The following is a 25,941-nucleotide window of genomic DNA, read 5'->3' on the forward strand; positions in this document are numbered from 1 at the left end:
AAATGAAACTCTCCACACGTAATTCTTGTATCCGGGGGCTATTTTTACTTTTGGCTATGGGAAACTTTTCTGTTCAAGCCTCGATGTTATGCCGAGATAGCTTTGATACTTTACGCAATAACATGACTAATATGAATTATAAAAGCTTTGATCAAACACCTAACTCTGGGTGGCGAGTACTGTATAATCAGGGTTGTTATTTAGAAGCTGCAATGCTCATTGAGCAATATAAAACCATGACTGGAGAGCAGCAAGCAAGTTTGCAATGGCATTTATTTCAGAATTACGCTATGGCGGGAAAGCGAGAAAAGGCGATAGAGGTTGGAGAGGCACTTCTGCTCTCTGCGAAGAATAATCCCGCCGAGTTCCTTTGGGTAGAGTATATAGCCGCGAGCGTTGCGTTTTTAAAAGAAGATAGAGTGACACTAATGAAGATGCGTAACAAACTAGCGGCACAAGCTGATTTCTTCCCCAATAAGATGAATTTAAAGGTTTTAGATAGCTTGGTCGATAATGTCAAATCTTCGTATCAGGCTGCTTATCAACAGTAAATTTAAGGCACAAACTTGATAGGTACGCTGTCCTTTTGGGTTTTATACTCTTCTACCGCGTCTACGTATTCCTGCCATAGCGCATCGTGTTGTGTAGCTATAGTGTATAAGTATTGCCAGCTGTAGAGCCCTGAGTCGTGGCCATCATCAAAAACAAAGCGTGCAGCATAGTGACCAACGGGTTCAATTGTCTTGATAGCGACATTCTGCTTGTTTAGCACGAGTTGCTTTTGCGCTGGGCTATGTCCTTGTACTTCGGCGGATGGTGAGTGTGTTCGCAGAAATTCGGCACTTAGCGTAAAACAGCGGCCGTCCTCAAAATAAACATCGAGCACTTTACTGAGCGTATGATAATGAAGTTTGGTGACTTGATACATAGTTTGTATATCTCAAAAAGCGGAGCAAGGCTCCGCTTTTGATTTTCATTTACAGAATGAAGCGACTTAAATCTTCATCCTGAACAAGCATGTCTAAATGCTGTTCAACGTAGGCGGCATCAATCGTCAAGGTATCACCGGCCTTTTCACTGGCATCGAATGAAATCTCTTCCATCAGTTTTTCCATCACAGTGTGAAGGCGACGCGCACCGATGTTTTCAGTTTTCTCGTTGACCTGATATGCAGCTTCAGCCAGTTTGGTGATAGCGTCATCGGTAAAGTCGATAGTGACGTCTTCTGTTTTAAGTAGCGCCTGTTGCTGCTCTGTAAGAGATGCATTTGGCTCAGTTAGAATACGTTTGAAATCACCCGCAGTTAGTGCTTCTAGTTCAACGCGAATAGGTAAACGACCTTGTAGCTCTGGGATTAAATCCGACGGCTTGGCCATTTGGAATGCACCTGACGCGATAAATAGAATGTGGTCGGTTTTTACCATACCGTGTTTAGTATTAACGGTTGAACCTTCGATAAGTGGTAGTAAGTCGCGTTGTACACCCTCACGGCTAACATCTGGGCCAGAAGATTCTCCGCGCTTACAAATTTTATCGATTTCATCAATAAACACGATACCATTTTGTTCAACGGATTCAATAGCTTGCTCTTTAAGCTCTTCTGGATTAACAAGCTTTGCAGCTTCTTCTTCAATCAATAACTTAAGTGCTTCTTTAATTTTCAGCTTACGGTTCTTTTTCTTGTCACCCGACATGTTTTGGAACATGCTCTGTAGCTGGCTGGTCATTTCTTCCATACCAGGAGGTGACATGATCTCAACATGAGGCGCCGTTTCTGCGATGTCGATCTCAATTTCTTTGTCGTCTAACTGACCTTCACGTAGTTTCTTACGAAATACTTGGCGTGTTGACGAATTTTCATTTGGCTGAGACTCACCCCAAGCGTCTTTTGCTGGTGGCAAAAGTGCATCTAAAATACGCTCTTCAGCAGCTTCTTCAGCGCGGAATTTGAATTTCTTAGTTTGCTGTTCACGTGTTAGTTTAAAAGAAACTTCAACTAGGTCACGGATGATGGTTTCAACTTCTTTACCAACATAACCCACTTCGGTGAACTTAGTCGCTTCTACTTTGATAAATGGCGCGTTAGCAAGCTTTGCTAAACGGCGGGCAATTTCAGTTTTACCTACACCCGTTGGGCCGATCATCAAAATATTCTTTGGTGTAACTTCTGCACGCAGCTCTTCATCAAGCTGCATACGACGCCAGCGGTTGCGCAGTGCAATCGCGACGGCTTTTTTGGCTTTGTCCTGACCGATAATGTGTTGATCAAGCTCGTGCACAATCTCTCTTGGAGTCATAGCTGTCATGACGAGTCCTATTACAATTCTTCGATAGTTTGGAAATTATTGGTAAATACGCAGATATCGCCAGCGATCTTCAGGCTCTTTTCCACGATTTCTTTCGCACTTAAGTCTGTATTTTCAAGTAGTGCGGTTGCAGCCGCCTGTGCGAAGTTACCACCACTGCCGATAGCAATAAGGTCATGCTCTGGCTGCACCACATCGCCGTTACCTGTGATGATAAGCGAGGCGGTTTCATCGGCTACCGCAAGTAGGGCTTCAAGCCTTCTTAATGCTCTGTCGGTACGCCAGTCTTTTGCCATTTCTACGGCTGCTTTAGTGAGATGGCCTTGGTGCATCTCAAGCTTTGCTTCAAAGCGTTCAAATAATGTAAATGCATCAGCTGTACCGCCAGCGAAACCTGCCAGTACTTTACCATTGTATAGACGACGTACTTTACGTGCGTTGCCTTTCATAACTGTGTTACCAAGCGAAACTTGGCCATCACCGCCGATAACCACTTTGTCATCGCGACGAACACTAACGATGGTAGTCATAGTAATCCTTATCTGGGCCTGTGCCCGTGTAACTCTAGATTAGTAGGAAATATGGGTAGACTTATAAAAATCAAGTCCAGCCCCAAATCCCGCAGCCAAATATCCCAACACGCTGCAACTTGTTTTTATCACTCTCGGCTAAACGTTTGGTATCGTAGGGACCAAGACGGACACGATACCAGACACCGTTACTCCCTTCGGTACGACGGATCTCCGCGATTAATCCAGCAAACGCAACTTTGGCTTTCATGGCTTCGGCTTGGCTATGGGTTCTAAATGAACCACACTGCATTTGATAGGGGCCTTTGCTCTCGATCTCTTTAACTTCGACCTTGATTTCATGATTTTTAATTTCTTCAATGAACTCAGGTGGGCGAGGCTTTGGTTTAATAACCTTTTGCTCGGCAATTGGGTGCGGGTTTTTGGCTTGCTCTACTTCTTTAGGATCGGCATTGGTTTTTATAAACCAAAGACCGTAGGCAAACCCACCGATCAGTAGAAATGCAAAAATAGCAGCAATAACAGGAAATTTTGCCGATTTTTCTGGCTTGTCTTTCCCCTTGCCTTTAGGTTTCTTATTGATGTAATCGTGCTGTGCCATAGGTTATTTGATTTTAATAGCTATCCATTGGATCAACATCTATGCTCCAGCGTACTCGATTGGCAGACTCATGCGTGGCGATATAGCGCGCAAGTTGCGAAAGGTAGTCCCGCAGCACAGTGCGTTGTTGTGCGTGTATATGTAATTGATATCTGAACTTTCCAGCTATTCGTTCAAGTGGTGCTGGAATTGGACCCAGCAATTGTATACCAGGATAGGGGGTAGCTGGAACCAAATCCGACAAAAAGCGCAATACTGTATTTATATTTGTTGCCTCGGCGCGGATGATAGCTAAGTGTGCGAAGGGGGGAAGCATTGCTTCTTCACGCTCTTGTAAGGCATATCGCGCAAAGTCGCCGTAGCCGTTATTGATTAAATCTTGCAATAATGGATGTTCTGGAAAATGTGTTTGCAATAACACGGTTCCCGCTTCACCGGCGCGTCCGGCTCGTCCAGCAACTTGCGTAATAAGCTGCGCCATTTGCTCGGTTGCTCTAAAGTCGCAAGAGTAAAGTCCTGAGTCCACATCCAAGATAATCACAAGACTGACATCGGCAAAGTGGTGGCCTTTGGCAAGCATTTGAGTGCCGACCAGAATTCGCGCGCCACCTTGATTAATCTCTTCAAGGGCGCTTTCAAGGCTGCCCTTACGGCGCGTGGAGTCTCGGTCAATGCGAGTAACAGGAATATCAGCGAAGCGTTCGCTTAAAAAGCCTTCGAGTTGTTCTGTACCAAGCCCTGTGGGCATGATTTGGGTGCTGCCGCAATCTGGACACTGTCTCGGTACAAAGTCCTGCTCACCGCAATGATGGCATACCAAGCGGTTCATGTTTTTATGGTACGTGGCGCTGGTAGAGCAATGTTTACAGGTATTAAGCCATCCGCATTCGTGACACATCAATGTTGGTGCAAAACCCCGACGATTTAGAAACACCATAACCTGCTTACCGCGAGCGAGTGTTTTTTCCATCCAATGTAAACTCATTGGTGAAAACCCGCCTTGTTCTGGCTGACCTTTCATGTCTACAAGGTGAAATTGGTTATCGTGCTGGGTCTGCGCTCGTTTACTCAGTGTGACGAGTTGATATTTGTTGGTAATGGCTTTGTGTAATGTTTCTAATGCCGGTGTTGCGGTTCCCAAAAGCAAGGGGCAGTGCGCCTGATGCGCTCGAAATGCAGCGAGATCTCTGGCGTGATAGCGCAGGCCTTCTTGCTGTTTAAACGAGTTGTCGTGCTCTTCGTCAACGATGATCATGCCGAGATTTTGAAATGGCAAAAAAATGGCCGAGCGAGTACCGATAACCAAAGCGCTCAGACCCTTTTCGGCACGACGCCAAGTATGCAGGCGCTCGTTATCGGTTAGATTTGAGTGCCATAAATCAATGGGCAGGTTATTAAAGCGCTTTTTAAAGCGGTTGACTGTTTGCGGTGTGAGTCCAATTTCAGGCACCAAGATCAGTGCTTGTTTACCCGCTTTTATTATGTTTTCAAGGCTTTGTAAGTAGACTTCGGTTTTACCACTTCCCGTTACACCTTCGATTAAAAAGGTACGGTAACCGACTTGTGCATTGACAGCGCTGCAAATAGTCGCTTGCTGGTCGTTTAGGCGCGGCTTTTCGCCTAGCTGTAATTCGTTTTGCGACCAATCACTATCATGCTCAATAGATTGTGAGATAAGCGCTTTTTCTTCCAATGCTTTAATCGTTTGGCTAGCAAACCCGAGCGCTTTGAGCTCGCTTAATTTTATTGCGCCACCTTCATATAATTGAGAAAGCAGTGCTTGTTGCTTTTTGGCTCGTAGTGTTGGTAGCTTTTGCCCTTTTTCCGTTAATCTGACGATAGGGATCTGTGTTTTGTCTGGGCTTCCACCATCTCTGAGTACTGCCGGTAGTGCTGTGAATAAGGTATCGCCAATAGGATGACAGTAATACTGAGAGACAAAGTGTAAAAAGCTAAGTTGTGCTTGATTAAAGACAGGATGCTCGTCCAACACCTCAATAATTTGCTTGAGCTTTTCTTTTGGTACATCGGTGTCGTCTTTTTTAGCAAGCGCAATTGCAGTGCAACGACGGTTGGCGAAATTGACGGTGACTCTCATTCCTGCTTCAACTTGCATGGTTGGTGCTAGCAAATAGTCGAATGTTCGGTGCAGTGGCAGCTTTAAAGCTACTTCAAGAATGAGCATGTATTACAATTCCATAAAGTGAGCGCAGTGACGAAGTATATACCTAAGGTGGCACGAATTGAAAACGTACTCTGCGACGGCGATAAAAAACTCTGAAATATTGCTTGTAGATTGTTCAGTTAGGCACTAGAATATGCGTCCACATTTTTGTATAACTACGTATGGTGCCAGGCTTCGGGTTTGGAGAGCGATACGGCCTTAACTAGAGGTTGCTATGAAAGAAGGTATTCACCCTAATTACGAGACGATCACTGCATCGTGCTCTTGCGGTAACAAGTTCGAAACTCGTTCAACGCTATGTAAAGATATTCACCTAGACGTATGTTCTGCATGTCACCCGTTCTACACTGGTAAGCAGAAGATCCTTGACACAGGTGGCCGTGTAGATCGCTTTAACAAGCGTTTCGGTGCACTTAGCAGCAAGAAGTAATCTTGTTGGTCTAGTCGAAAGAAGCACCTTTGGGTGCTTTTTTTGTGCTTGTTTGAAAATACCTTCCCGATTTATACATCCTATTCTTCATCAACAGACAGACCGTCAGTCACCCTGTCTTATTGTGTCTTTTATTCTTCTAAAATAAAAAACTTGCCAGTTTGGCAGCAAAACTTTACTGATCTCTTGGGTTGAGTAAAAACTCTATTTAGTAGATAAATACTGAACATTTACGAGCTTAAGTTGTGAAAATAATCAAAGCTCATATAGTAAATAGTATCAGGTATGAGCACTTTATATAAACTAAAGTCACTATATTGCGATTAAATGTGGGTATCTTGACGTTAAAGTTAGTTAAGTTGCTATTTTCTTATTGTTTTTATATTTGGTGTACATCTGTGTCAATTTTATTCACTTTGTGCTGGTTTTAGCGTCTTATTTTTTAAGTTTTAGTCATTTTATTTGTGAAATATTTCTTAAAATTGAGCTTATCTTCTCGGAAAAGTATAGAAAATACCGTGCTAGTGGATAGACCTGATTTTACTTGAATAATGAGCAAAACTCGGTATTGTGTGAATACGGTCGATTAACTATATGTCCTATTGACATACCGCGACAGCAAAGCACATATGCTTGTTGAGTGGTTGAATGTCGTCGCTCATATAGTTAATCGCACTGTGTGTTGCTGTAACCAGCCAGATAGGTTGCCGACATTCAGAATGCGAACGTTTACCACACTCTCACATTAACTTCGTAGGAAAATATCGCGCCATGACAGATTTTCGTCAACAAGCTCTAGATTATCACGAGAAGCCCGTTCCAGGTAAAATCAGTGTTGAACTCACTAAACCTGCCGAGACCGTAAAAGACTTAGCACTTGCATATAGCCCAGGTGTTGCAGAGCCAGTACGTGAAATCGCGGCTGATCCGGCGAATGCATACCGTTACACGGGTAAAGGAAATATGGTTGCGGTGATCAGTAATGGTACGGCAATTCTTGGCTTGGGTAACTTAGGTCCTTTGGCGTCAAAGCCTGTTATGGAAGGTAAGGCGCTATTATTTAAGCGTTTTGCGGGTCTTGATTCAATCGATATCGAAGTTAAGCACAATACCACCGAAGACTTCATCAATACGGTGGCAAATATCGCAGACACGTTTGGTGGTATTAACCTTGAAGATATTAAAGCGCCAGAGTGCTTTGAAATTGAGCGCGCGCTAATCGAACGTTGTGACGTTCCTGTATTCCATGATGATCAGCACGGCACCGCAATTGTAACCGCTGCGGGTATGCTGAATGCATTGGAAATCCAAGGTAAAGATATTCATGATGCGATTATTGTGTGTCTTGGCGCGGGTGCAGCCGCTATTGCTTGTATGGAATTATTGATCAAATGCGGTGCTCAACGTGAGCACATCTATATGCTGGATAGAAAAGGCGTGATCCATACTCGCCGTGATGACCTAAATGAATACAAAGAGCTGTTTGCAAACAACACGGATAAGCGTACGTTACAAGACGTGATTGCGGATGCGGACGTATTTGTTGGTGTTTCTGGTCCAGACTTACTTTCTGCTGAAGATCTGAAGCTAATGGCTGACAAGCCAGTGGTATTCGCTTGCTCTAACCCAGATCCTGAGATCAGCCCTGACGTTGCACACGGTGCACGTAATGATTTGATCATGGCGACAGGTCGCTCAGATTATCCAAACCAAGTGAATAACGTGCTGTGTTTCCCGTTTATCTTCCGTGGTGCGCTTGATGTACGTGCAACCGCTATCAATGACGAGATGAAGATTGCAGCGGTTGAAGCGATTAGAACGATTGCGAAAGAACCAGTGCCTGCTGAAGTGTTAAAAGCGGCTGACGTGGATAGTCTTGAGTTTGGTCCTGAGTATATTATTCCAAAACCAATGGACCCGCGTTTGTTACCTCGTATCGCAAAAGCGGTAGCGGTAGCTGCAATTGAATCAGGCGTGGCACAAATCGATATGCCTGCTGGATATATGGAATAATACCATTGGTATTATCCAAATGAAAAAAGCCTCGATTGAGGCTTTTTTTGTGTCTGTTTTCCAGAGCGAGAGAGTAGCTATCACTCTTCGTTTATTTCTGGGATCTCCAAACCGCGCTCTTCCATTATTTGTCTTACCTCTAGCGGAATACGCTCTGGATTATCTTTTCTCAAGTCTTCATCGCTCGGCAGTGGCTGACCTGTGAAAGCATGTAGAAACGCCTCACATAAAAGCTCACTGTTCGTGGCATGACGTAAGTTATTCACTTGGCGACGTGTACGCTCATCAGTTAGCACTTTGAGTACATTCAGAGGTATGCTCACCGTGATCTTTTTTACTTGCTCTGCTTTCTTACCGTGTTCTGCATATGGGTGAATATACTCACCGTTCCATTTTGCCATAATTGTGTACTTGCCTCAGTTACATCAATGCCAATATGACTGGGTTCTGGTCTACATTATTCACCAACCGCATGAATATAGAGATAACCTTACGAATTAAAGATAAATCCCAAACTCAAAGAGATGAATAAACTAATCCGCCATAGCGAGATAGAAGAATCTCTGCCATAGTTTTCAATAACTCAGTCGTATTAGCAACGCCTAGAGTGGCGAAATTTTATCGGTTTAAAAAAGATAGTCAAATACTAGTTATTTAGCCATTTAGCAGTATAAATGTTTTGACTTCTAGTTTCTGTTGCTCTAACCTTTTAGACGTCTAAACATCCAACTATCTAGGTGACCTTATGAGTCAAGTTAACAAATCGACGGTTGCAGTGCGTCACGGTATAGAAGCTGATAAAGCGCATGGGGCAGTAGTGCCACCGCTTTACCTTTCTACCACCTATTCTTTTGCCGATTTTGATACCAAACGCGACTACGATTATGGCCGCAGCGGTAACTTTAATCGTGATGTGCTTGCACAGGCACTTACCGAACTAGAAGGTGGTGCTCGTGGCATTATTACCGCGACTGGTATGGCTGCCGTTCACCTAGTAACACAGCTACTTAACCATGACGATACGCTGGTTATTCCACATGACTGTTACGGTGGTAGCTATCGCTTATTTACATCGCTTGCAAAGCGTGGACTACTCAAATTAGCCGTCTTGGATCTCACGCAACCTGAAAGTCTTGCACAGCTGCAGCAGATCAAACCTAAATTAGTTTGGATTGAAACACCAAGTAACCCAATATTAAGGCTAACGGATATAGAAGCCGTCGTAAATGCAGCACACGCTGTGGGTGCTTTGGTTGCCGCCGACAACACCTTCTTGTCTCCTGCACTACAAAATCCCATTGCCTTTGGCGTGGATGTAGTCGTGCATTCAACCACTAAATATATCAATGGTCATTCTGATGTCGTGGGGGGCGCGGTGATCGCGCGTACACAGGAGTTGGGTGATGAGTTAGCTTGGTGGGCGAATAATATTGGTATTACCGGCGCACCTTTTGATAGTTATCTTACCCTACGTGGGCTGCGCACCTTAAACGTGCGTTTACGCCAACATCAAGAAAATGCCCAGCTGATTGCGGAGTATTTAGAAAAGTCGGCGTATGTTAGCCAAGTTTATTACCCTGGCCTTGAGTCGCATCCTCAACACGAACTTGCGAAAAAACAACAACTCGGTTTTGGTGGTATGGTGAGCTTCGATATCAAAGGCGATCTGCAAACATCTGCGAAGTTTTTAACGTCTCTAACGCACTTTTCATTGGCAGAATCTTTAGGTGGGGTTGAGAGTCTTATTTGCCATCCAGCGACAATGACACACGCAGGTATGGATCCGCAAGCACGTTTAGAAGCGGGAGTGGGCGACACGTTGATTCGTATTTCTGTGGGCATTGAAGATGCACAGGATCTCATTGCAGATCTGGAATCAGGATTTGCATGTATTGATGAAAGTCAGGCGAGTGATGATGCAAAGTCATTCAAATTAACGCCTGCACATACAGTAGCGTTGTGGTGAGTAAATGGCAAAAGTAGTACATAAGTTTGGTGGTTCGAGTTTAAGCTCGCCAGAGCGTTATCAGGCAGTTGCCAAGATAGTGTTAGAGCAATGTCGGCTGGGTGACAGTGTTGTGGTTTCTGCTGCAGGAAAAACAACGAATACACTAGTGAAGTTATGGCAAAGCTTTGAGCAGCAAGATGTTCGCGCATTCAACGATGTTTTATTACAAGTTGAAAACCATCAGCGTGAATTAATTGATGCCTTGTTTGTAGGTGAACAACACGGTGTGTTACTCAAACAGCTTGTCAATGAGCTGCAGGCAATCGCTTTAGGGCGAGAAGAACAGCAGCTTCACTACGCCAGCTTACTTGCACATGGAGAGCTATGGTCGGCTCGTATATTAGCAAACTACCTAAATTCTCAGGGTATTGAAGCCAAAGCTATCGACGCTCGTACGTTATTTGTACAACAAGAGGGAGTGTTACTACACGCCCATAACAAAGAAGCGTGCTATCGCGCAATTGATGACCACGCTATCTATATCGTTACCGGTTTTATTGCCGCAAATGCACAAGGTGAAACGGTGACTTTAGGCCGAAATGGCAGTGACTATAGCGCAACTTTGTTGGCAAGTTATCTTGATGCAGCTCAAGTATCAATTTGGACGGATACAACTGGTGTATTCAGCACTGATCCACGTAAAGTCGCCAATGCCATAAAATACACTAAGGTATGTCGTGGCCAAGCTGAATTACTCGCACGATTAGGTAATCCGGTACTGCATGCAAAAACGCTGTCTCCACTTAAAGATACCGATATAAAACTACAAGTTCGTAGCAGCTTTGATGCCGATGCACTTGGCACTGAGATAGTAAAGGCTGGCTATAGCAAAGAGAAGCGCTTTATTACCACTTTTGGACAACTTGACCTGTTACGCGTTGAACAGCTAAAAAGTGGTGAAGTAAAACAGCTAAGCCAGCTTATCCAGCATAGCATTCATCATTTTGTTAAAGGTGGAGAGGCACACTTACTGGTGCCATCTGAGTTTAGCCATGTTGTGATCAAAGCGCTTGATTCACGAGCCAATATTATTGAGTCGCAAGTACAAGGCTTTGCTATTGTTGCCCCAAGTCAGGATGTTGCTGGGTTACATCAGCAAGCACTAGAATTATTGGATGAGCATGCGATTGTCACCCGTTTTGTGCTGCAAGAGCGTCATTACAGCTTAGTGTTAACCGATCAAGCAATTGATAGCGATCTACTTGCTATATTGCACGAACGTTTGGTGAATAAAGGCAGAGAGCTTGCTGTGATTGTGGCTGGTGTTGGCAATGTGGGTGAAGTGTTTATCGAACAATGCAAAAACCAAGTCGCTAAGCTGAGTGAGCACTTTGATCTTAAGTTGGTTGGCTTACTGCGTTCTAAGCAAATGTTGTTCTGTCCAAGCGGGTTGAACTTAGCATCGTGGCAACAGCAATGGCAAAATGAGGCCATCGAATACAATGAAGCAGAGCTATTCACTCGTATTAAAGAGCTCGATTACGAGCATAAAGTGGTGGTTGATATTACTGCGAGCGAGCGTTTCAGTGAATTGTATCCGCAGTTTGTTGAACATGACTGTCATTTGATCAGCGCCAATAAATATGCCGGCACGGCACAACAAGGTTGGTACTCAAAGCTGCGCCAGCAGTTACAAGAGCGTAACCTGTTATGGCGTTACAACACCAGTGTTGGCGCGGGTCTACCCATTAACTTTGCGTTGGCTGATCTGCAAAATAGTGGTGATGAAGTGGTAAGAATTGAAGGCGTCTTTTCTGGCACTTTATCTTGGCTTTGTAGTCGCTATGATGGTTCTGAAGCATTTTCTGAGCTAGTGCTCGGGGCGCAAGAACTTGGTTTTACCGAGCCTGATCCACGCGAAGATTTATCTGGCCGTGATATGCAGCGTAAGCTTTTGATCTTAGCACGAGAGTTAGGCATTGAACTTGAGCTTGAAGATATTGAATTAGAGGCGTTAATGCCTGAGTCCTTGAGTGTGGGTTCATGGCAAACGTTTTTAGAAAATCGCCAGCAACTCGATGACTTTTATGCAACACACTATGCAAAGGCCACAGCGAATGACGCTGCGCTTCGCTATACTGGTGCGCTTGAAATTGCAAGCAATGGCAAGGTGTCTGCAAAAGTAGGCATTGCACAGGTACCAAACGGCTCTGCAATCGCGAATTTAACACCGGGTGATAATATTTTTGTGATCCACACTAAATGGTATGAACAAAACCCACTGGTGATCCAAGGTCCGGGGGCAGGTAAAGAAGTGACAGCCGCGGGAATACATTCCGATTTATTCTGGTTGACGCAAAATCTAAAATAACTCTATTAAGAAAATAGATATAAGACAAAAATGCCGATACATCTGTATCGGCATTTCTATTTTAGAATAACTCCTCGTGAGTCGGTAGCGGCGCGGTATTGTCAAACGGTGTGCTGCTATCCGTATCTAATACGTATTTGGTTGGGGCTGTACCTTGCTCGAAATACTCAAACCGAGATGTGTAATCGTTCTTACGAGACAAAAGCCCTGTTTTTAAGTCAATCCGAGTTGAAATAAGCCCAGGAGGCGGCTCTATCGGGGCCAAAGGCTCATCTTTAAGTGCCTCACGCATAAAGTCTATCCAAGCAGGTTGAGCTGAAATTGCACCGGCTTCTGCACCAACAAGTTGGTTATCACCAAGGTTAGCGTTGTAGGCCGCACGACCCAAGGATTTACTCGCATCGTCAAAGCCAACCCAAACTGTGGTGAGGACATTACGGTTAAAGCCCGTAAACCAAGTATCTACTGAGTCATTGGTGGTACCCGTTTTTCCAGCAAGATCACGGCGTTTCAACCACTGACCACGCCAGCCAGTGCCGCTCCAGCCCGTGTCGTGTTTCCAGCTACCGCCACCCCAGATAGCACTATGAAGCGCATCGGCAATCAGAAATGCGTTTTGCTCCGAAATCACTTGCGGTGCACAGCGCTCAGGTTGTTCTTCCAGCTGCTGCTCGTCGCAGACTAATAACGGCTCTGCCGAACCCAGCTCGGTACCGAATGAGTCGGTAATTTTATCGATAAAATACGGCTCAATGAGGTGACCACCGTTGGCAAAAGTGGCCATGCCGCGCGCCATTTCAATAGGAGTTAATGCGGCACTACCGAGCGCTAATGACTCGCTGCGATTAATATCTGCGTCTTGGAAACCAAATTTAAGCAAATGATCAGCAGCCTTATTTATGCCAACGCCTTTGATCAAACGAACAGATACCACGTTTTTCGATTGTGCAAGCGCTCGGCGAATACGGATTGGGCCGTTATACACCTCAGGGCTATTCTTCGGACGCCAAGCTACGCCAACGCTTCTGTCCCAATGATTAATCGGGGCATCATTAAGGATGGTGGCTAGGGTATAGCCATTTTCTAATGCGGATGAATAAATAAAAGGTTTGATGTTCGAACCCACCTGGCGCTTAGCTTGGGTAGCACGATTGTATTGGCTAAGCTCAAAGCTGTAGCCGCCCACAATCGCCTTTACACGCCCATCCTGCGGGTCAAGAGAGACAAGTGCACTGGATGCCTGCGGCAACTGACTTAACATCCAACCGTCGTCTTGTTTGCGGACGAACACTTGCATGCCCGGCGCGAGGATATCTGCGGTAGTTTTTGGTGGTAAGCTTTGACGCGTCTCACTGATGTATTGTCTGGCCCAACTTAAGCCTGACCATTCCAATGTAATTTGTTCACCGGTTTTTAAGAGCAGGTCGGCGGTTTTCTCTGCAATGTTTAGCACGACAGCGGCTTTTAAAGGTCCAATTTCATTGACCTTTTTAAGGCGAGTAATAATGCCTTCGTGGCTTAGCGGCGATTCCGTCTCAGCATGCCAATAGGTTTCTTCTGCGCCTCTAAAGCCGTGACGCATATCGTAGGCATGTAAATTATCAACTAATGCATGCTGAGCAGCCTGTTGCATGTCAGACTCCACACTGGTGTAAACTTTCATGCCTGAGTTATAAGCTTTATCAGTACCGTAGCGTTCGACCATATAGGCGCGAACCATTTCAGAAATATAAGGTGCATACAGCTCGATTTCGGCACCATGGAATTTAGCCGTGATGGGAGCTTGTGTCGCCTCATCATATTCTGCTCGAGTAATATACTTTTCTGCAAGCATTCGTCCGAGCACAACATTCCGGCGCAATTGTGCGCGCTCTGGGTTACGAATTGGATTTAACGCAGAAGGCGCTTTTGGCAGGCCTGCAATCATTGCCATTTCTGCTAAAGTTAATTCTGATAGTGAGCGACCGTAGTAGACTTGTGCTGCTGCACCGATACCAAAGGCGCGATTACCCAGTTCAATTTTGTTTAAGTAAAGCTCAAAAATTTCATCTTTTGTTAAGAGTTGCTCAATATGCAACGCAATAAAGATTTCTTTCACTTTACGAATATAGGCTTTCTCTCTTGTTAAGAAGAAGTTTCTGGCAAGTTGCATGGTGAGCGTACTGGCTCCCTGCTTTTTTTGTCCTGTGGTGATTAGCACTAAAGCGGAGCGGACGATACCTATCGGATCTACGCCGAAATGATCGTAAAAACGGTTATCTTCTGTCGCTAAGAATGCCTTTCGCATGGGGAGTGGAACATCCTGCAAGCGTACAGGTATTCTGCGCTTTTCACCAAACTGGTTGATGAGTTTTCCGTCTCGTGTAAAGACTTGCATGGGGGTTTGTAGTTGAACATCTTTCAAAACCTCTACACTTGGTATGTCAGATTTGACATAATAATAAAGACTGATAAGTGTCAACACGCCTAAAAGGGTACAAACAAAAACGAATTGTAAAAATCTTTTCAATAATTTCACGGAATTATCCCTAGTTAGACTCCCAATTACAGGTAGACACTGCTAGTATATCTTGATTAAAAAACGATTAATATTTTTGTGTGCTAAATTTTTATGGTACACAGTCTTAAAAGGAAACGGGCGCTTCACATGCTGAGCCAACTACTAAAAAAACAAGCACCTCTGATGATAGGGATCGATATCGGCTCCCATTGTGTCAAAGCGGTGTTGCTGTCGAAGACAAGTTCCAGCTACCGAGTAGAAGCCGTTGCGATTGAACCTATTCCGAAAGGAGCAGTAAATGAAAGGGCCATTCAAGACATTGAAGCGATCGGCAACGCGATAACTAAAATGAAGCGGCGCATTCCAAAGCTTACGCAATATGCAGCAGTTGCCGTATCCGGTCAGACCGTGATTACAAAAGTGATCTTTATGGATGTGTCATTAACTGATGCTGAACTCGAGTCCCAGATAGCTATTGAAGCAGATAGCCTGATCCCTTACCCGTTAGATGAAGTTAGTCTAGATTTTGAAAAAATTGGAGTAAACGAAGCCGATCCGTCAAAAATGAATGTGCTACTTTCTGCGGCGCGTACTGAAAGCGTGCAAGCACGGGTAGGCGCATTGGAAGAAGCGGGTTTCAAAGCGAAAGTTGTCGATGTAGAAAACTATGCACTGAGCAGGGCCATGGATGTCATTTATCCTGAACTGCCAACTGATGCCTTTGATAAAATCGTAGCAATGATAGATATTGGCGCTGTGCTTACGCTGATAAGCGTTATTCAATCTGGGAAAACGATTTACACCCGTGACCAAGTGTTTGGTGGTGAGCAATATACCAACAGCATTGTTGCTTATTACAACAAAACCTACGATGAGGCAGAACTGGCGAAAACAACGGGGGACTTACCTCCTAACTATACCTTTGAAGTCTTAGCTCCTTTCCAAACTTCTATGTTGCAGCAAATTCGCCGAGCGGTGCAAATGTTTATGACGACCAGTGGTAAAGATCATATTGACTACATCGTGTTGACAGGTGGAACCGCGTTGGTGGATGGCTTAGATAAACTGCTGATTGATGAGCTTGGGATCCACACAATAGTGGCTGATCCGTTTACTGACATGGAGATTGCACCAAAAGTAGATAGACATGTGCTGCAAAAGCATAAAGCGCAGTTCGCCTTAGCGACAGGCTTGGCATTAAGGAGCTTCTCATCATGCCACATATAAATTTGCTTCCTTGGCGCGAGCAGCAAAGGCAAGCGTCGCAACAAATCTTTCTGACTATCATTGCGGTGATCATCGCGGCTTGTCTATTGATAATGTACATGCTTGGTAGTTTTTATGACGGCTTAAAAACCGGGCAAGAAATTAAAAACCGCTATCTCGAAAGTGAGATCTCTCAATTAGATTCACGGATAGTCGCGATTAACGATCTGAATAAGCAAAAAGAAAATTTACAGCGCCGTATTCGGCTTATTGAAGAGTTGCAACTCAACCGTAGTCTTGGCACACAAATTATCGATGAAATAGCGCGAGTAGTTCCGGCTGGGATTTATCTCACCAGTCTTGAACGACAGGACAATATGATCAAAGTCATTGGTCGTAGTGAATCAAACAACCGTTTGTCACAGATGCTACGACAAGTTGAATCGTCTTATTTATTAGAGCGACCTGTCATCCAAGGTATAGTAGCAGGTGAGCAAAGTTCAAAATTATTGAGTGATTTTACGATGCATTTTTATGTTAAGTCTTATGAAGACATCCACTTAGCCGATAAAGCGAAATAGGGCGGAGGCACAGTGCATGAATTTTGACTTAAACAGTTTGAAAGAAATCGATTGGAATGAGCTGGAGCTCGATAATATTGGCCATTGGCCATTCCCTGTAAAAGTTTTATGTTCTGTTCTTGTCGTTATACTGATGATGATATTGGGTTATAACCTGATGGTTTCAAGCTCAATAGACCGTTATGACCAAGCGGTTAAAAAAGAGCAGGAGCTGAGAACGAGCTACCGAATTAAATACGCAAGAGCAAACAATCTAGAGCTATATAAACAGCAAATGATTGATATGGAAGCGCAATTCACAGAGCTGTTGAGACGACTGCCAAGTTCTAACGAAACGCCTGGACTACTTGATGATTTGACTTACGTTGGTACGTCAAGCGGATTAACCTTCCTAAAAATTGGCTGGATGCCTGAGGTACGTAAAGAGTTCTATACCGAATTGCCGATTAAGTTAGAAGTGATTGGTAAATATCATGAATTTGGTCAGTTTGTGAGTAAAGTTTCTGAGTTGCCTCGTATCGTGAGCTTGCATGATTTTAGAATTGAAAATGCGGGGAATGGCGAACTGATATTTAGTGTTGTGGCAAAAACTTATCGCTATGAGCAAGGAGGTCAGAAATGATCCGGCTGATGCTCTGCGTGACCACATTAATGTTCATTTCAGGTTGTAATGATAGTACGGCAGAACAAAAAGAATTTATTGATCAGGTAAAGGCAAGCTCAACGCCGAAAATCGAGCCTATACCTGAAATGCAAAATTATGAACCGTTTAAGTATAGCGCTTCGGAGTTACGTAGTCCTTTTGTTGCGCCGCAGCCAGAAGTGATTGAAAATAAACTAGTTCAAATTAAAAACTGCTTACACCCAGATCCAGACAGAGATCGCTATCCATTAGAGAAATTTCCATTGGATAACCTGCGTATGAAAGGCATTATCGCTAAATCTGACGGTCGTTGGGCGCTAATAGAAGCGGCAACGCAGGGGTTATATCGTGTTAAACGTGGCGAATATATGGGCTTGTATCATGGCAAAGTGCTGAATGTACAAGCCGATCATTTAGAATTATTAGAATTGATCCCAGATGGAACGGGATGTTGGAAAGAAAGGCTAACAAAAGTGGAAATGTTAGAAGCGGAACAAGGTGGCGCGAGTGAATACTAACAATAACGTTATAAAATCAACCATTAAAAGCACTCGAACACTATGGCGTTCTGTGCTCGGTGTTGCCTTAGTTGGCCTTTCGTCAATTGCGCATGCCATTCCTATGTTGTATGACATTCGCTATAACCCAGTGCCAACGGGGGAAACCCAGCTACAACTGGTGTTTGACGAAAAGCTTAATACAGAGCCAAAAGTTCGAGTTGTTGGTGAAAGTGCTAGTATTGAATTATTTTTCCAGCAGGCTGAGTTCGAAGAAAGCTTAAAAGCATTGAGCATTAACAAGGCTGGCATTCAAGGCATTACCAGTGAACTCAGAGATGGCGGTTTTGCCGTTTCCATCAACATGGATGAGCTAAAACTATATAAAACCGAGGTTAAGAATAATCTTGTGATAGTGGAAGTGTCTAACAAACCGATTGTCTCAGAGCAAGATCAAAGTCAAAAAGTCACCGCATTTATCAACCAAATTCAAGCTATCGATTTTCGTCGCGGTGAGAAAGGTGAGGCTAAGGTTCTCGCGTTTCTTGAGCACAACCAAGCGGCCATCGATGTACAAGAGCGCGGTGGCAAAATCATTGCGGACTTCCACCATATCGATATTGCAGAAGACCTGCTATACGAACTCGATGTGTTAGATTTTGGCACTGTGGTATCTCGTATAGAAACCTTTAAAGAAGACAATAAAAGCCGCATTGTGATTGAGCCTAATGCGGCATTCAAGTTTACCTATCAGCAGCTTGATAATATCTTTACCCTAACTATCGAAAAGGATGAAGGTAATAAAACCTTTGGCGATAAAAAAGAGTACAAAGGACAGCCAATCACGTTGAATTTCCAGGATATTCCAATTCGTTCCGTACTACAGATTATCGCAGATACAAACGACTTTAACCTAGTAACAAGTGATACGGTATCTGGCAATATTACCCTGCGTCTAGACGGTGTACCTTGGGATCAGGCTCTTGATGTCGTGTTACGTGTGAAAGGGCTAGATAAGCGTATGGATGGTTCTATTTTGATGGTTGCACCATCAGAAGAACTCGCAGCGAGAGAAGCCAAAGAATTACAAGCGCGTCAGCAAGTGGAAGAGCTAGAGCCATTATATAGCGAGTATATTCAACTTAATTACGCGAAAGCGGAAGAGTTTGCTGACTTACTTAAAACAGATATCAACTCTATTATTAGCCATCGTGGAAGTGTGTCGGTTGATAAACGTACCAATACTTTATTAATTAAAGATACCTCGCGCAGTATTGAAAGTGTGCGCCGTATGGTTGAAACCTTGGACGTGCCGGTGAAGCAGGTGCGTATTGAGTCGCGTATGGTTACTGTGGATGACACGGTACAAGAAGACTTAGGCGTTCGTTGGGGCTTTAGCGACCAACAAGGTAGCGATGCTATATCTGGTACGCTGGAAGGTGCTGATGCTTTGTCCAACGGCAACATCCCGTCTTTGGAAAACCGCTTAAACGTTAATTTAGGTGTGAAAGGAGTTCCTGCTGGTAGCATTGGTATGCACATTGCGAAATTAGCCGATGGTACTTTGATTGATCTCGAGTTGTCTGCCTTGGAGCAAGAGAATAAAGGTGAGATAATCGCGACGCCAAGTATCACTACGGCTAACCAGAAAAAGGCGCGTATTGAGCAAGGTACAGAGATTCCTTACGTAGAGGCATCATCAAGTGGCGCTACAACAGTAAGCTTCAAAAAAGCGGTATTAAGCTTGGAGGTGACACCGCAAATCACGCCTGATAATAAAATAATTCTCGACTTGGTGATTACACAAGACACTAAAGGTGATACCGTGCAAACGCCAAATGGCCCTGCGACAGCAATTAACACGCAAGAGATTCAAACACAGGTACTGGTTGAAAATGGTCAAACTATCGTACTGGGTGGTATATATCAGCAAGAAGTGAAAACAGCAGTAAGTAAGATCCCAATTTTAGGCGATATCCCATATTTAGGTCTATTGTTTAAGAACTCTCGTGATATTAATGAAAAGCGAGAATTGCTGATATTTGTGACGCCTAAGATCATTCAAGACAGTTTATAGGCCCGTTGACAGTAAAAGTATTGCGCTTTTTGCGTGGTTTGACTTGAAATTGTTCACGGATTACTGAGATAATCCCCTCCTTAATTTTGGGGCCAGGTCGTTAGGCGGGGTTTTATTTCAAATTTTAGAGTTCGTTTGTACTAAAAAGATATGGCTGAGAAACGTAATATATTTCTAGTAGGCCCGATGGGGGCTGGTAAAAGCACGATTGGTCGTCACATTGCAGATCAATTACACCTTGAATTTTTCGATTCGGATCAGGAAATTGAACGCCGCACAGGTGCCGATATTTCTTGGGTGTTCGATATTGAAGGCGAAGAGGGGTTCCGCAAGCGTGAAGAAAGTGTCATCTCTGACCTAACAGAAATGCAAGGCATTGTGTTAGCGACAGGTGGTGGCTCTGTGATCAGCAAAGAAGTGCGCAACAAGTTGTCTGCGCGCGGTATTGTTGTTTACCTAGAAACGCCGATCGAAAAACAGGTAGCTCGTACTCAGCGTGATAAGCGTCGTCCATTACTACAAACCAGTGAAGACTCACGTGACGTGCTAGAGCGCTTAGCTGATGAGCGTGAACCACTATATAGAGAAGTGGCGGATCACGTTGTTCGCACGGATGAGCAAAGCGCTAAAGTAGTTGCAAACCAAATTATTGAAAAATTAGATTTCTAATAACAATACCGTAGGAGGGAAGCCATGCTTGAATTAAAGGTTGATTTAAACGAGCGAAGCTATCCCATCTTCATCGGTGAACATCTCTTATCAGATGAAGGACGACTTAAGCAGTATGTTGGGCAAAGTCGTCCTGTTATCATCACCAACACCACCATAGCGCCTCTATATTTAGACGGTTTGTTAGCGATATTTGACGCTCAAAAACCGCTACATTTTGTTATCCCTGATGGTGAACAATACAAATCGCTAGAATGGTTTGAAAAGATCTCTGCCTTTTTGCTTGAGCATAATTGTGGTCGAGATACGTGTTTAATTGCCCTCGGTGGCGGTGTGGTTGGCGATTTGACTGGTTTTGTTGCGGCATGCTACCAGCGTGGTGTTCCGTTTATTCAGATCCCTACGACTTTGTTGTCACAAGTAGATTCGTCAGTTGGTGGTAAAACAGCGGTAAATCATCCGTTAGGTAAAAACATGATTGGTGCTTTCTATCAGCCAAAAGCGGTTTTTATCGACACCAAGACCTTAAGTTCATTACCTGCAAGAGAGTTTGCTGCGGGTATGGCTGAAGTCATTAAATATGCGTTGATCTATGATGCATCTTTTCTTGATACATTAACGGATCAGCACCCTCAGCTCAGCGTACTAGATTCTGAAAGCCTTCAACAAGTTATTTATAAGTGTTGTGCAATAAAAGCTGAAATCGTCGCCAAAGACGAAACCGAAGCGGGGTTGCGTGCATTACTTAATCTGGGGCACACCTTTGGCCATGCGATTGAAGCGCAAATGGGCTATGGTAATTGGTTGCACGGTGAGGCTGTTGCTGCTGGTATGATGATAGCTGCAAATCTGGCTTGCCAGCGCGGCGCGCTTAGTACTGCTGATGTTGAAAAGATCCGTCGCGTTATTGCGCTTTATCAATTACCGACAGAAGCGCCAAGCGAGATGACCGCAGCGCAGTTTTTACAACATATGCGCAAAGACAAAAAGAACAAACAAGGCAAAATTCGCTTTATTCTGCCAACGCAACTAGGTCAATGTGCGCTAGTGGATGATGTTAGCGATGAAACCGTGGTAACTCTAATAGGTCGTTAAATGCAGTCGCAAATTTTACCAAGCAGAGCTGCATTGGTAGATAGAATTGCTATGCAATTCGACTATGGCCAAAACCTGATAACCTTAGTCGGTTCTTCGGGTCTTGGTAAAAGCTACCTTGCGGAATCGTTTCTCACCGATAAATATCCAGACTTTAACAAAGCGTTTGTAAAGCTGACTGCAAATACTCAAGAGTTTGATGTAGTGCGGCAGCTGCTTGAACATAGCTTTCGCAGTCCTCTCATTGATCAGAAGTTATCTCTAAGTGAAAACTTCATGTTGCTCCACGATGAACAAGCTTGTGGACCATGCTTATGGGTTTTAGACAACGTCAGGCATTTAACCCAAGAGCTTGCGGAACAACTACAAAAGCTCGCAAAATCTTCTCGCGAAACAATTTACATACTCGCTACGGCGCAGCAGCCTCAACTGATCCCTGAAAGTTTGGATATTCATATCGAGCCTTTATCCATGCTCGAAAGTAAGCGTTTGATGAGCATGTTTTACAAAGACTTACCGCCTGATGAAGATCCTATTTTTAATACATTTGTTGCTGAAGCTCGAGGTAATCCGAGTGTTTTACTTTCTTGGCAGCCGCAGCAACAGAGTCTGAATTTACGTGAACAAAGTTCAAAAGTGGGTAGCAAATCACAATGGCAATGGTATGTCATTGCGCTTTGTTTGATACTGACCGCGTTAATGGTTGCTTTAGTGTATAAGCAAGAATTAAAACGATACTGGACGCCAACTCAAGATAATGAAGAAACCGTCGCTACTGCTATTGATGCGCAAGCTGTATTTGAAGCGCCAAATGCTACAGTTGAAAAAGTTGAAATTAAAAGCGACGTGCAACCAGAGTTGCCAGCCGAAGCGCCAACGCAAATCGAAACAGCGTCTGTTGGTAGTATTTTATCTGCATTAACTGAAGCAAAAGAAGATACTACAAACAACAATAACGCACAATCAGAGCAAGCGAATGCAGCTGAAGAAACTAATGTTGGTAGTACTCCGGTCACTTTATCGCCAGTAAAAGAACCTCAATACGCAGAGCCTGAACCATTGACGGGAAACCCTTGGTATCTCAGTCGTTCAGATGATGAATGGGTGATACAGTTACTTGCAGTGACAGAAAGTGAGATTGCAGCTGGGTTTATGGCGGAGCATAACGAGGTAGTGACACAGCAGTTTACTGTCTCAAGAAACGGCCGAACTTGGTTTGTAGTTACTACTGATGCTTATGAGAGTTTGGCCTCAGCGAAGCAAGCAAAGGCGGTATTGCCAGAAGCCCTACGAAAAGGTCAGCCATTTTTTAAGAGAATGAGTAAAATTAAACAAGAAATTACTCAGTCTCTCGGTAATTAGCCACATTTAGTGTAAAATCGCGCAACCACTCACGACATAGAACGAGCATGCAACAAAAGACTAGAGCCTTCTTAAAATGGGCAGGCGGAAAATACAGCTTAGTAGAAGATATTTCTAAGCGCTTACAAGCAGCAAGCAATGAAGCCGACACGCTAGTAGAACCTTTTGTTGGAGCGGGATCTGTGTTCCTGAATACTCAGTTTAAGCACTATGTCTTAAATGACATTAACGCTGATCTTATCAACTTGTATAAAGAGTTGAAGCGTATTCCGGATGAATTTATCAGTGACGCTAAAAGGCTATTCGTCGAGCTGAATAACCATCCAGATGCTTACTACGCCTATCGACAGCAGTTTAACGAAAGCATTGATGTGTATGAGCGTGCGATTCTATTTTTATACATGAACCGCCATGGCTACAATGGTTTATGTCGTTATAACCTCAAGGGGATCTTTAATGTCCCTTTTGGTAAGTACAAAAAGCCTTATTTTCCTGAGCGCGAGTTATATGTGTTTGCTGAAAAGGCTCAACAGGCTACTTTTACCTGTCAAAGTTACAGCCAAGTATTTGAAACCATGCCAAATAACGCGGTAGTGTATTGCGATCCACCGTATGTACCTTTGAGCAAAACTGCGTCATTTACTAGCTATGCAAAAGGTGGCTTTAACTTAGACGACCAAGCACAATTGGCGAATCTTGCGGAAACCGCGGCTTTTGAAAAGCAAACGCCAGTGTTAATCTCCAATCACGATACGGTGTGGACACGAAAGATTTATAATCAAGCGAAGCTAGATGTGATCAAAGTGAAACGTACAATTAGCCCTAAAGGCAATGGTCGGAATAAAGTTGACGAGCTAATGGCGTTATATCACCGTCCGTAATTTGCTGCGACATAAAGGACTAAGCCAAAACCACACCATTTACAAACCAAATTAAGCCAATGACAAAGGCGGCGACAAAAACGATGCCCGCAAAAGCAAACGGCCAAAAATGCTTTTTGTTAAAGTCATATGCTTGTTTTTGACCACTCTGCACACCAAACATCGCTGCACAGACACTTTGAACTAATGCGAATTTACTATTGGAAGAAGCCATAGTGTTTACCTCTTACCAGTTGATTGGCTCAACTGGTATTAGTAAGGAGATGAAACTTTACTACTGCTTTGATTATCTTTAGAACCAAGTAATAGCTCAAGCAAATCCAAATAATGGAATTGGCCACTCGAACTACCGCCAGTCAACCACGCAGCCCAACTGGTGTGCGCTTCTTGCTGACATTCCACCGCATTTATTCGACTGCTTAAATTGCCAGTGCTACAAGTGCATGCGGAGTAATTTGCGGCAAGACTTTCATCATTGTCGAAAGAAAATACCCCTGCCGACACGGCTAATACCGTCCCAAGCAGAGCAATCCGTGCTTTATATCTAGAAACCATAACCCTATCCCCAGAAGTTAGATATCACGTAATGATACACAATGTTCGTTTATTGCACAATCATAAAGCGCCTTAAATCGCAGACATTTTGGGCAATTTACTGTACAGTATCACGGTCTTACGTTTAGGGGAAAAGTATGTCTGATTTTTTAATTGCACCATCCATTCTATCCGCAGATTTTGCGAGGTTAGGCGAAGATGTTGAAAAAGTACTGACAGCAGGTGCAGACGTGGTTCATTTCGATGTAATGGATAATCACTATGTGCCAAATTTAACCTTTGGCCCAATGATTTGTGACGCATTAAGAAATTACGGAATTACCGCTCCTATCGACGTACACTTGATGATAAAGCCAGTAGATAGTCTAATCCCAGAGTTTGCTAAAGCCGGGGCGAGCATTATTACATTTCACCCAGAAGCCAGCGAGCACATAGACAGAAGCCTTGCTTTAATTAAAGAGTCAGGTTGTAAAGCCGGTTTGGTATTTAATCCGGGCACACCGCTGCATTATCTCGATCATGTGATGGATAAAATTGATCAAATCCTCTTGATGTCAGTAAATCCGGGTTTTGGTGGCCAAAGTTTTATCCCACATACACTTGAGAAATTAAAAGAAGCGAGAACACGCATTGACGTATCAGGCCGTGATATTCGCCTTGAAGTGGATGGGGGGATTAAGGTGGAAAACATTGCAGAAGTCGCAGCTGCCGGTGCAGACATGTTTGTTGCGGGTTCCGCTATCTTTAATCAACCCGATTACAAAGCGGTAATAGACGCCATGCGTCACGAATTAGCAAAGGTAAAATAATGCGTTTTGAGGGTATTTTATTTGACCTCGATGGCACGTTAGTTGATAGCGTCGAGGATATGTATATGGCGCTTAATTTAACACTGTCTGAGCTTGCTCATCCAATTGTTAGTCATGCTCTAGTGCGTGAATGGGTGGGTAACGGTATCGATATGTTAGTAAAAAGAGGCCTAAGCGGTAGTCATGAAGTTAGCGAAGCGCTATCCGAAGGTTTAGCGCACACCGCCATTGAGCGTTTTAAAGTGCATTATGATGAATTAGTTGGTCAGTATGCAGGTTTGTATCCGCATGTTGAGACAGGGCTATCTGCATTTGCCACAGTGCCAAAAGCCGTCGTGACCAATAAAAATCGTGCATTTACGCTAAAACTACTGGATAAATTAAATCTCACTTCGCATTTTGATTGTATCGTCTGTGGTGATGATACTGACAAGAAACCATCACCAGCTCCGCTATTGCTGGCAGCCGAGCGTCTTGGTATACCAGCGGATAAGCTAATTATGGTTGGGGATTCTAAAAGCGATATTTTGGCCGCTCAGGGCGCTAAGATACCTGTGATCGCGCTAAATTATGGGTATAATCAGGGATTCGATTTGAAAGAGTTCAATCCACAGTACCTTTGTGATGGATTCTTAGATATTATTCCCATTATCAATCAACGTTAATTCAATGAAGAAATAAA

At 43.8% G+C, this 25,941-nt stretch carries 25 protein-coding genes; 16 read left to right on the forward strand and 9 right to left on the reverse strand.

Annotated features, from left to right (window positions below):
* Positions 1 to 2 precede the first annotated feature (2 nt).
* The gene (locus tag JJQ94_RS06995) at positions 3 to 551 is read left to right on the forward strand and encodes a hypothetical protein (protein ID WP_099028932.1); all 549 of its coding nucleotides are present in this window, start codon (positions 3 to 5) and stop codon (positions 549 to 551) included.
* Positions 552 to 553: 2 nt separating this feature from the next.
* Here JJQ94_RS06995 and JJQ94_RS07000 read toward each other — a convergent pair whose 3' ends face one another.
* The 5 genes from JJQ94_RS07000 to priA form a co-directional block, all read right to left on the reverse strand.
* On the reverse strand, positions 554 to 928 hold the full coding sequence (locus JJQ94_RS07000) for a gamma-butyrobetaine hydroxylase-like domain-containing protein (protein ID WP_099028933.1): 375 nt from the start codon (positions 926 to 928) through the stop codon (positions 554 to 556).
* Between the two features lie 49 nt (positions 929 to 977).
* Positions 978 to 2,306 carry an HslU--HslV peptidase ATPase subunit gene (gene hslU / locus JJQ94_RS07005; protein WP_010607051.1) on the reverse strand — a complete coding sequence of 443 codons (1,329 nt, stop codon included), beginning with the start codon at positions 2,304 to 2,306 and terminating at the stop codon, positions 978 to 980.
* A gap of 11 nt (positions 2,307 to 2,317) precedes the next feature.
* Positions 2,318 to 2,836, reverse strand: coding sequence for an ATP-dependent protease subunit HslV (gene hslV, locus JJQ94_RS07010; RefSeq protein WP_010368932.1), 519 nt, complete (start codon positions 2,834 to 2,836; stop codon positions 2,318 to 2,320).
* 70 nt (positions 2,837 to 2,906) lie between these two features.
* Positions 2,907 to 3,437 (reverse strand): SPOR domain-containing protein, encoded by a 531-nt coding sequence (locus JJQ94_RS07015; RefSeq protein ID WP_099028934.1) that lies wholly within the window; start codon positions 3,435 to 3,437, stop codon positions 2,907 to 2,909.
* 13 nt (positions 3,438 to 3,450) lie between these two features.
* Complete coding sequence (priA, locus tag JJQ94_RS07020; protein ID WP_099028935.1) at positions 3,451 to 5,622, reverse strand: primosomal protein N'; 2,172 nt, start codon at positions 5,620 to 5,622, stop codon at positions 3,451 to 3,453.
* Positions 5,623 to 5,836: 214 nt separating this feature from the next.
* Here priA and rpmE point away from each other — a divergent pair, with 214 nt between their 5' ends.
* The gene (rpmE, locus tag JJQ94_RS07025) at positions 5,837 to 6,052 is read left to right on the forward strand and encodes a 50S ribosomal protein L31 (RefSeq protein ID WP_010607053.1); all 216 of its coding nucleotides are present in this window, start codon (positions 5,837 to 5,839) and stop codon (positions 6,050 to 6,052) included.
* 771 nt (positions 6,053 to 6,823) lie between these two features.
* A complete protein-coding gene (locus tag JJQ94_RS07030) occupies positions 6,824 to 8,065 on the forward strand; it encodes a malic enzyme-like NAD(P)-binding protein (protein ID WP_099028936.1) in 1,242 nt (413 codons plus the stop codon).
* Between the two features lie 80 nt (positions 8,066 to 8,145).
* Here the strand turns inward: JJQ94_RS07030 and metJ are convergent, their stop codons facing one another.
* Positions 8,146 to 8,466, reverse strand: coding sequence for a met regulon transcriptional regulator MetJ (gene metJ / locus JJQ94_RS07035; protein WP_010368921.1), 321 nt, complete (start codon positions 8,464 to 8,466; stop codon positions 8,146 to 8,148).
* A 344-nt stretch (positions 8,467 to 8,810) separates the two neighbouring features.
* On the opposite strand from metJ, the gene metB reads away from it, so the two are divergent.
* On the forward strand, positions 8,811 to 10,031 hold the full coding sequence (metB, locus tag JJQ94_RS07040; protein WP_099028937.1) for a cystathionine gamma-synthase: 1,221 nt from the start codon (positions 8,811 to 8,813) through the stop codon (positions 10,029 to 10,031).
* A 4-nt stretch (positions 10,032 to 10,035) separates the two neighbouring features.
* Positions 10,036 to 12,384: a bifunctional aspartate kinase/homoserine dehydrogenase II gene (gene metL, locus JJQ94_RS07045; RefSeq protein WP_099028938.1), complete on the forward strand. Its 2,349-nt coding sequence runs from the start codon at positions 10,036 to 10,038 to the stop codon at positions 12,382 to 12,384.
* A 61-nt stretch (positions 12,385 to 12,445) separates the two neighbouring features.
* Here the strand turns inward: metL and JJQ94_RS07050 are convergent, their stop codons facing one another.
* Entirely contained in the window at positions 12,446 to 14,902 is a 2,457-nt protein-coding gene (locus JJQ94_RS07050) for a penicillin-binding protein 1A (RefSeq protein WP_099028939.1), read from the reverse strand.
* A gap of 129 nt (positions 14,903 to 15,031) precedes the next feature.
* On the opposite strand from JJQ94_RS07050, the gene JJQ94_RS07055 reads away from it, so the two are divergent.
* The 9 genes from JJQ94_RS07055 to JJQ94_RS07095 all read left to right on the forward strand — a co-directional run bounded on the left by JJQ94_RS07055 (position 15,032) and on the right by JJQ94_RS07095 (position 23,895).
* Positions 15,032 to 16,111, forward strand: coding sequence for a pilus assembly protein PilM (locus JJQ94_RS07055; protein WP_099028940.1), 1,080 nt, complete (start codon positions 15,032 to 15,034; stop codon positions 16,109 to 16,111).
* Complete coding sequence (locus JJQ94_RS07060; protein WP_099028941.1) at positions 16,099 to 16,671, forward strand: PilN domain-containing protein; 573 nt, start codon at positions 16,099 to 16,101, stop codon at positions 16,669 to 16,671. The genes JJQ94_RS07055 and JJQ94_RS07060 overlap by 13 nt, the downstream gene beginning before the upstream one ends.
* A 16-nt stretch (positions 16,672 to 16,687) precedes the next feature.
* Positions 16,688 to 17,293 carry a type 4a pilus biogenesis protein PilO gene (locus JJQ94_RS07065; protein ID WP_099028942.1) on the forward strand — a complete coding sequence of 202 codons (606 nt, stop codon included), beginning with the start codon at positions 16,688 to 16,690 and terminating at the stop codon, positions 17,291 to 17,293.
* The gene (locus tag JJQ94_RS07070; RefSeq protein ID WP_099028943.1) at positions 17,290 to 17,832 is read left to right on the forward strand and encodes a pilus assembly protein PilP; all 543 of its coding nucleotides are present in this window, start codon (positions 17,290 to 17,292) and stop codon (positions 17,830 to 17,832) included. The genes JJQ94_RS07065 and JJQ94_RS07070 overlap by 4 nt, the downstream gene beginning before the upstream one ends.
* The gene (locus JJQ94_RS07075) at positions 17,822 to 19,888 is read left to right on the forward strand and encodes a type IV pilus secretin PilQ (protein WP_099028944.1); all 2,067 of its coding nucleotides are present in this window, start codon (positions 17,822 to 17,824) and stop codon (positions 19,886 to 19,888) included. Before JJQ94_RS07070 ends, JJQ94_RS07075 begins: the two co-directional genes overlap by 11 nt.
* 150 nt (positions 19,889 to 20,038) lie before the next feature.
* Positions 20,039 to 20,557 (forward strand): shikimate kinase AroK, encoded by a 519-nt coding sequence (gene aroK / locus JJQ94_RS07080; protein WP_010607062.1) that lies wholly within the window; start codon positions 20,039 to 20,041, stop codon positions 20,555 to 20,557.
* A 24-nt stretch (positions 20,558 to 20,581) separates the two neighbouring features.
* Complete coding sequence (gene aroB, locus JJQ94_RS07085) at positions 20,582 to 21,652, forward strand: 3-dehydroquinate synthase (RefSeq protein WP_099028945.1); 1,071 nt, start codon at positions 20,582 to 20,584, stop codon at positions 21,650 to 21,652.
* Entirely contained in the window at positions 21,653 to 23,014 is a 1,362-nt protein-coding gene (locus JJQ94_RS07090; RefSeq protein WP_099028946.1) for an SPOR domain-containing protein, read from the forward strand.
* Between the two features lie 47 nt (positions 23,015 to 23,061).
* Positions 23,062 to 23,895, forward strand: coding sequence for a Dam family site-specific DNA-(adenine-N6)-methyltransferase (locus tag JJQ94_RS07095; protein WP_099028947.1), 834 nt, complete (start codon positions 23,062 to 23,064; stop codon positions 23,893 to 23,895).
* 19 nt (positions 23,896 to 23,914) lie between these two features.
* Here JJQ94_RS07095 and JJQ94_RS07100 read toward each other — a convergent pair whose 3' ends face one another.
* Both JJQ94_RS07100 and JJQ94_RS07105 read right to left on the reverse strand, forming a co-directional pair.
* Complete coding sequence (locus JJQ94_RS07100) at positions 23,915 to 24,109, reverse strand: DUF2970 domain-containing protein (protein ID WP_010368896.1); 195 nt, start codon at positions 24,107 to 24,109, stop codon at positions 23,915 to 23,917.
* 38 nt (positions 24,110 to 24,147) lie between these two features.
* Complete coding sequence (locus tag JJQ94_RS07105; RefSeq protein WP_010368894.1) at positions 24,148 to 24,450, reverse strand: hypothetical protein; 303 nt, start codon at positions 24,448 to 24,450, stop codon at positions 24,148 to 24,150.
* A gap of 137 nt (positions 24,451 to 24,587) precedes the next feature.
* On the opposite strand from JJQ94_RS07105, the gene rpe reads away from it, so the two are divergent.
* The gene (gene rpe / locus JJQ94_RS07110; protein ID WP_099028948.1) at positions 24,588 to 25,259 is read left to right on the forward strand and encodes a ribulose-phosphate 3-epimerase; all 672 of its coding nucleotides are present in this window, start codon (positions 24,588 to 24,590) and stop codon (positions 25,257 to 25,259) included.
* Complete coding sequence (locus JJQ94_RS07115) at positions 25,259 to 25,924, forward strand: HAD-IA family hydrolase (RefSeq protein ID WP_039494034.1); 666 nt, start codon at positions 25,259 to 25,261, stop codon at positions 25,922 to 25,924. Before rpe ends, JJQ94_RS07115 begins: the two co-directional genes overlap by 1 nt.
* The last annotated feature ends 17 nt before the right edge of the window (positions 25,925 to 25,941 follow it).

It is taken from the genome of Pseudoalteromonas sp. GCY (assembly GCF_016695175.1).
Lineage (GTDB): Bacteria > Pseudomonadota > Gammaproteobacteria > Enterobacterales > Alteromonadaceae > Pseudoalteromonas.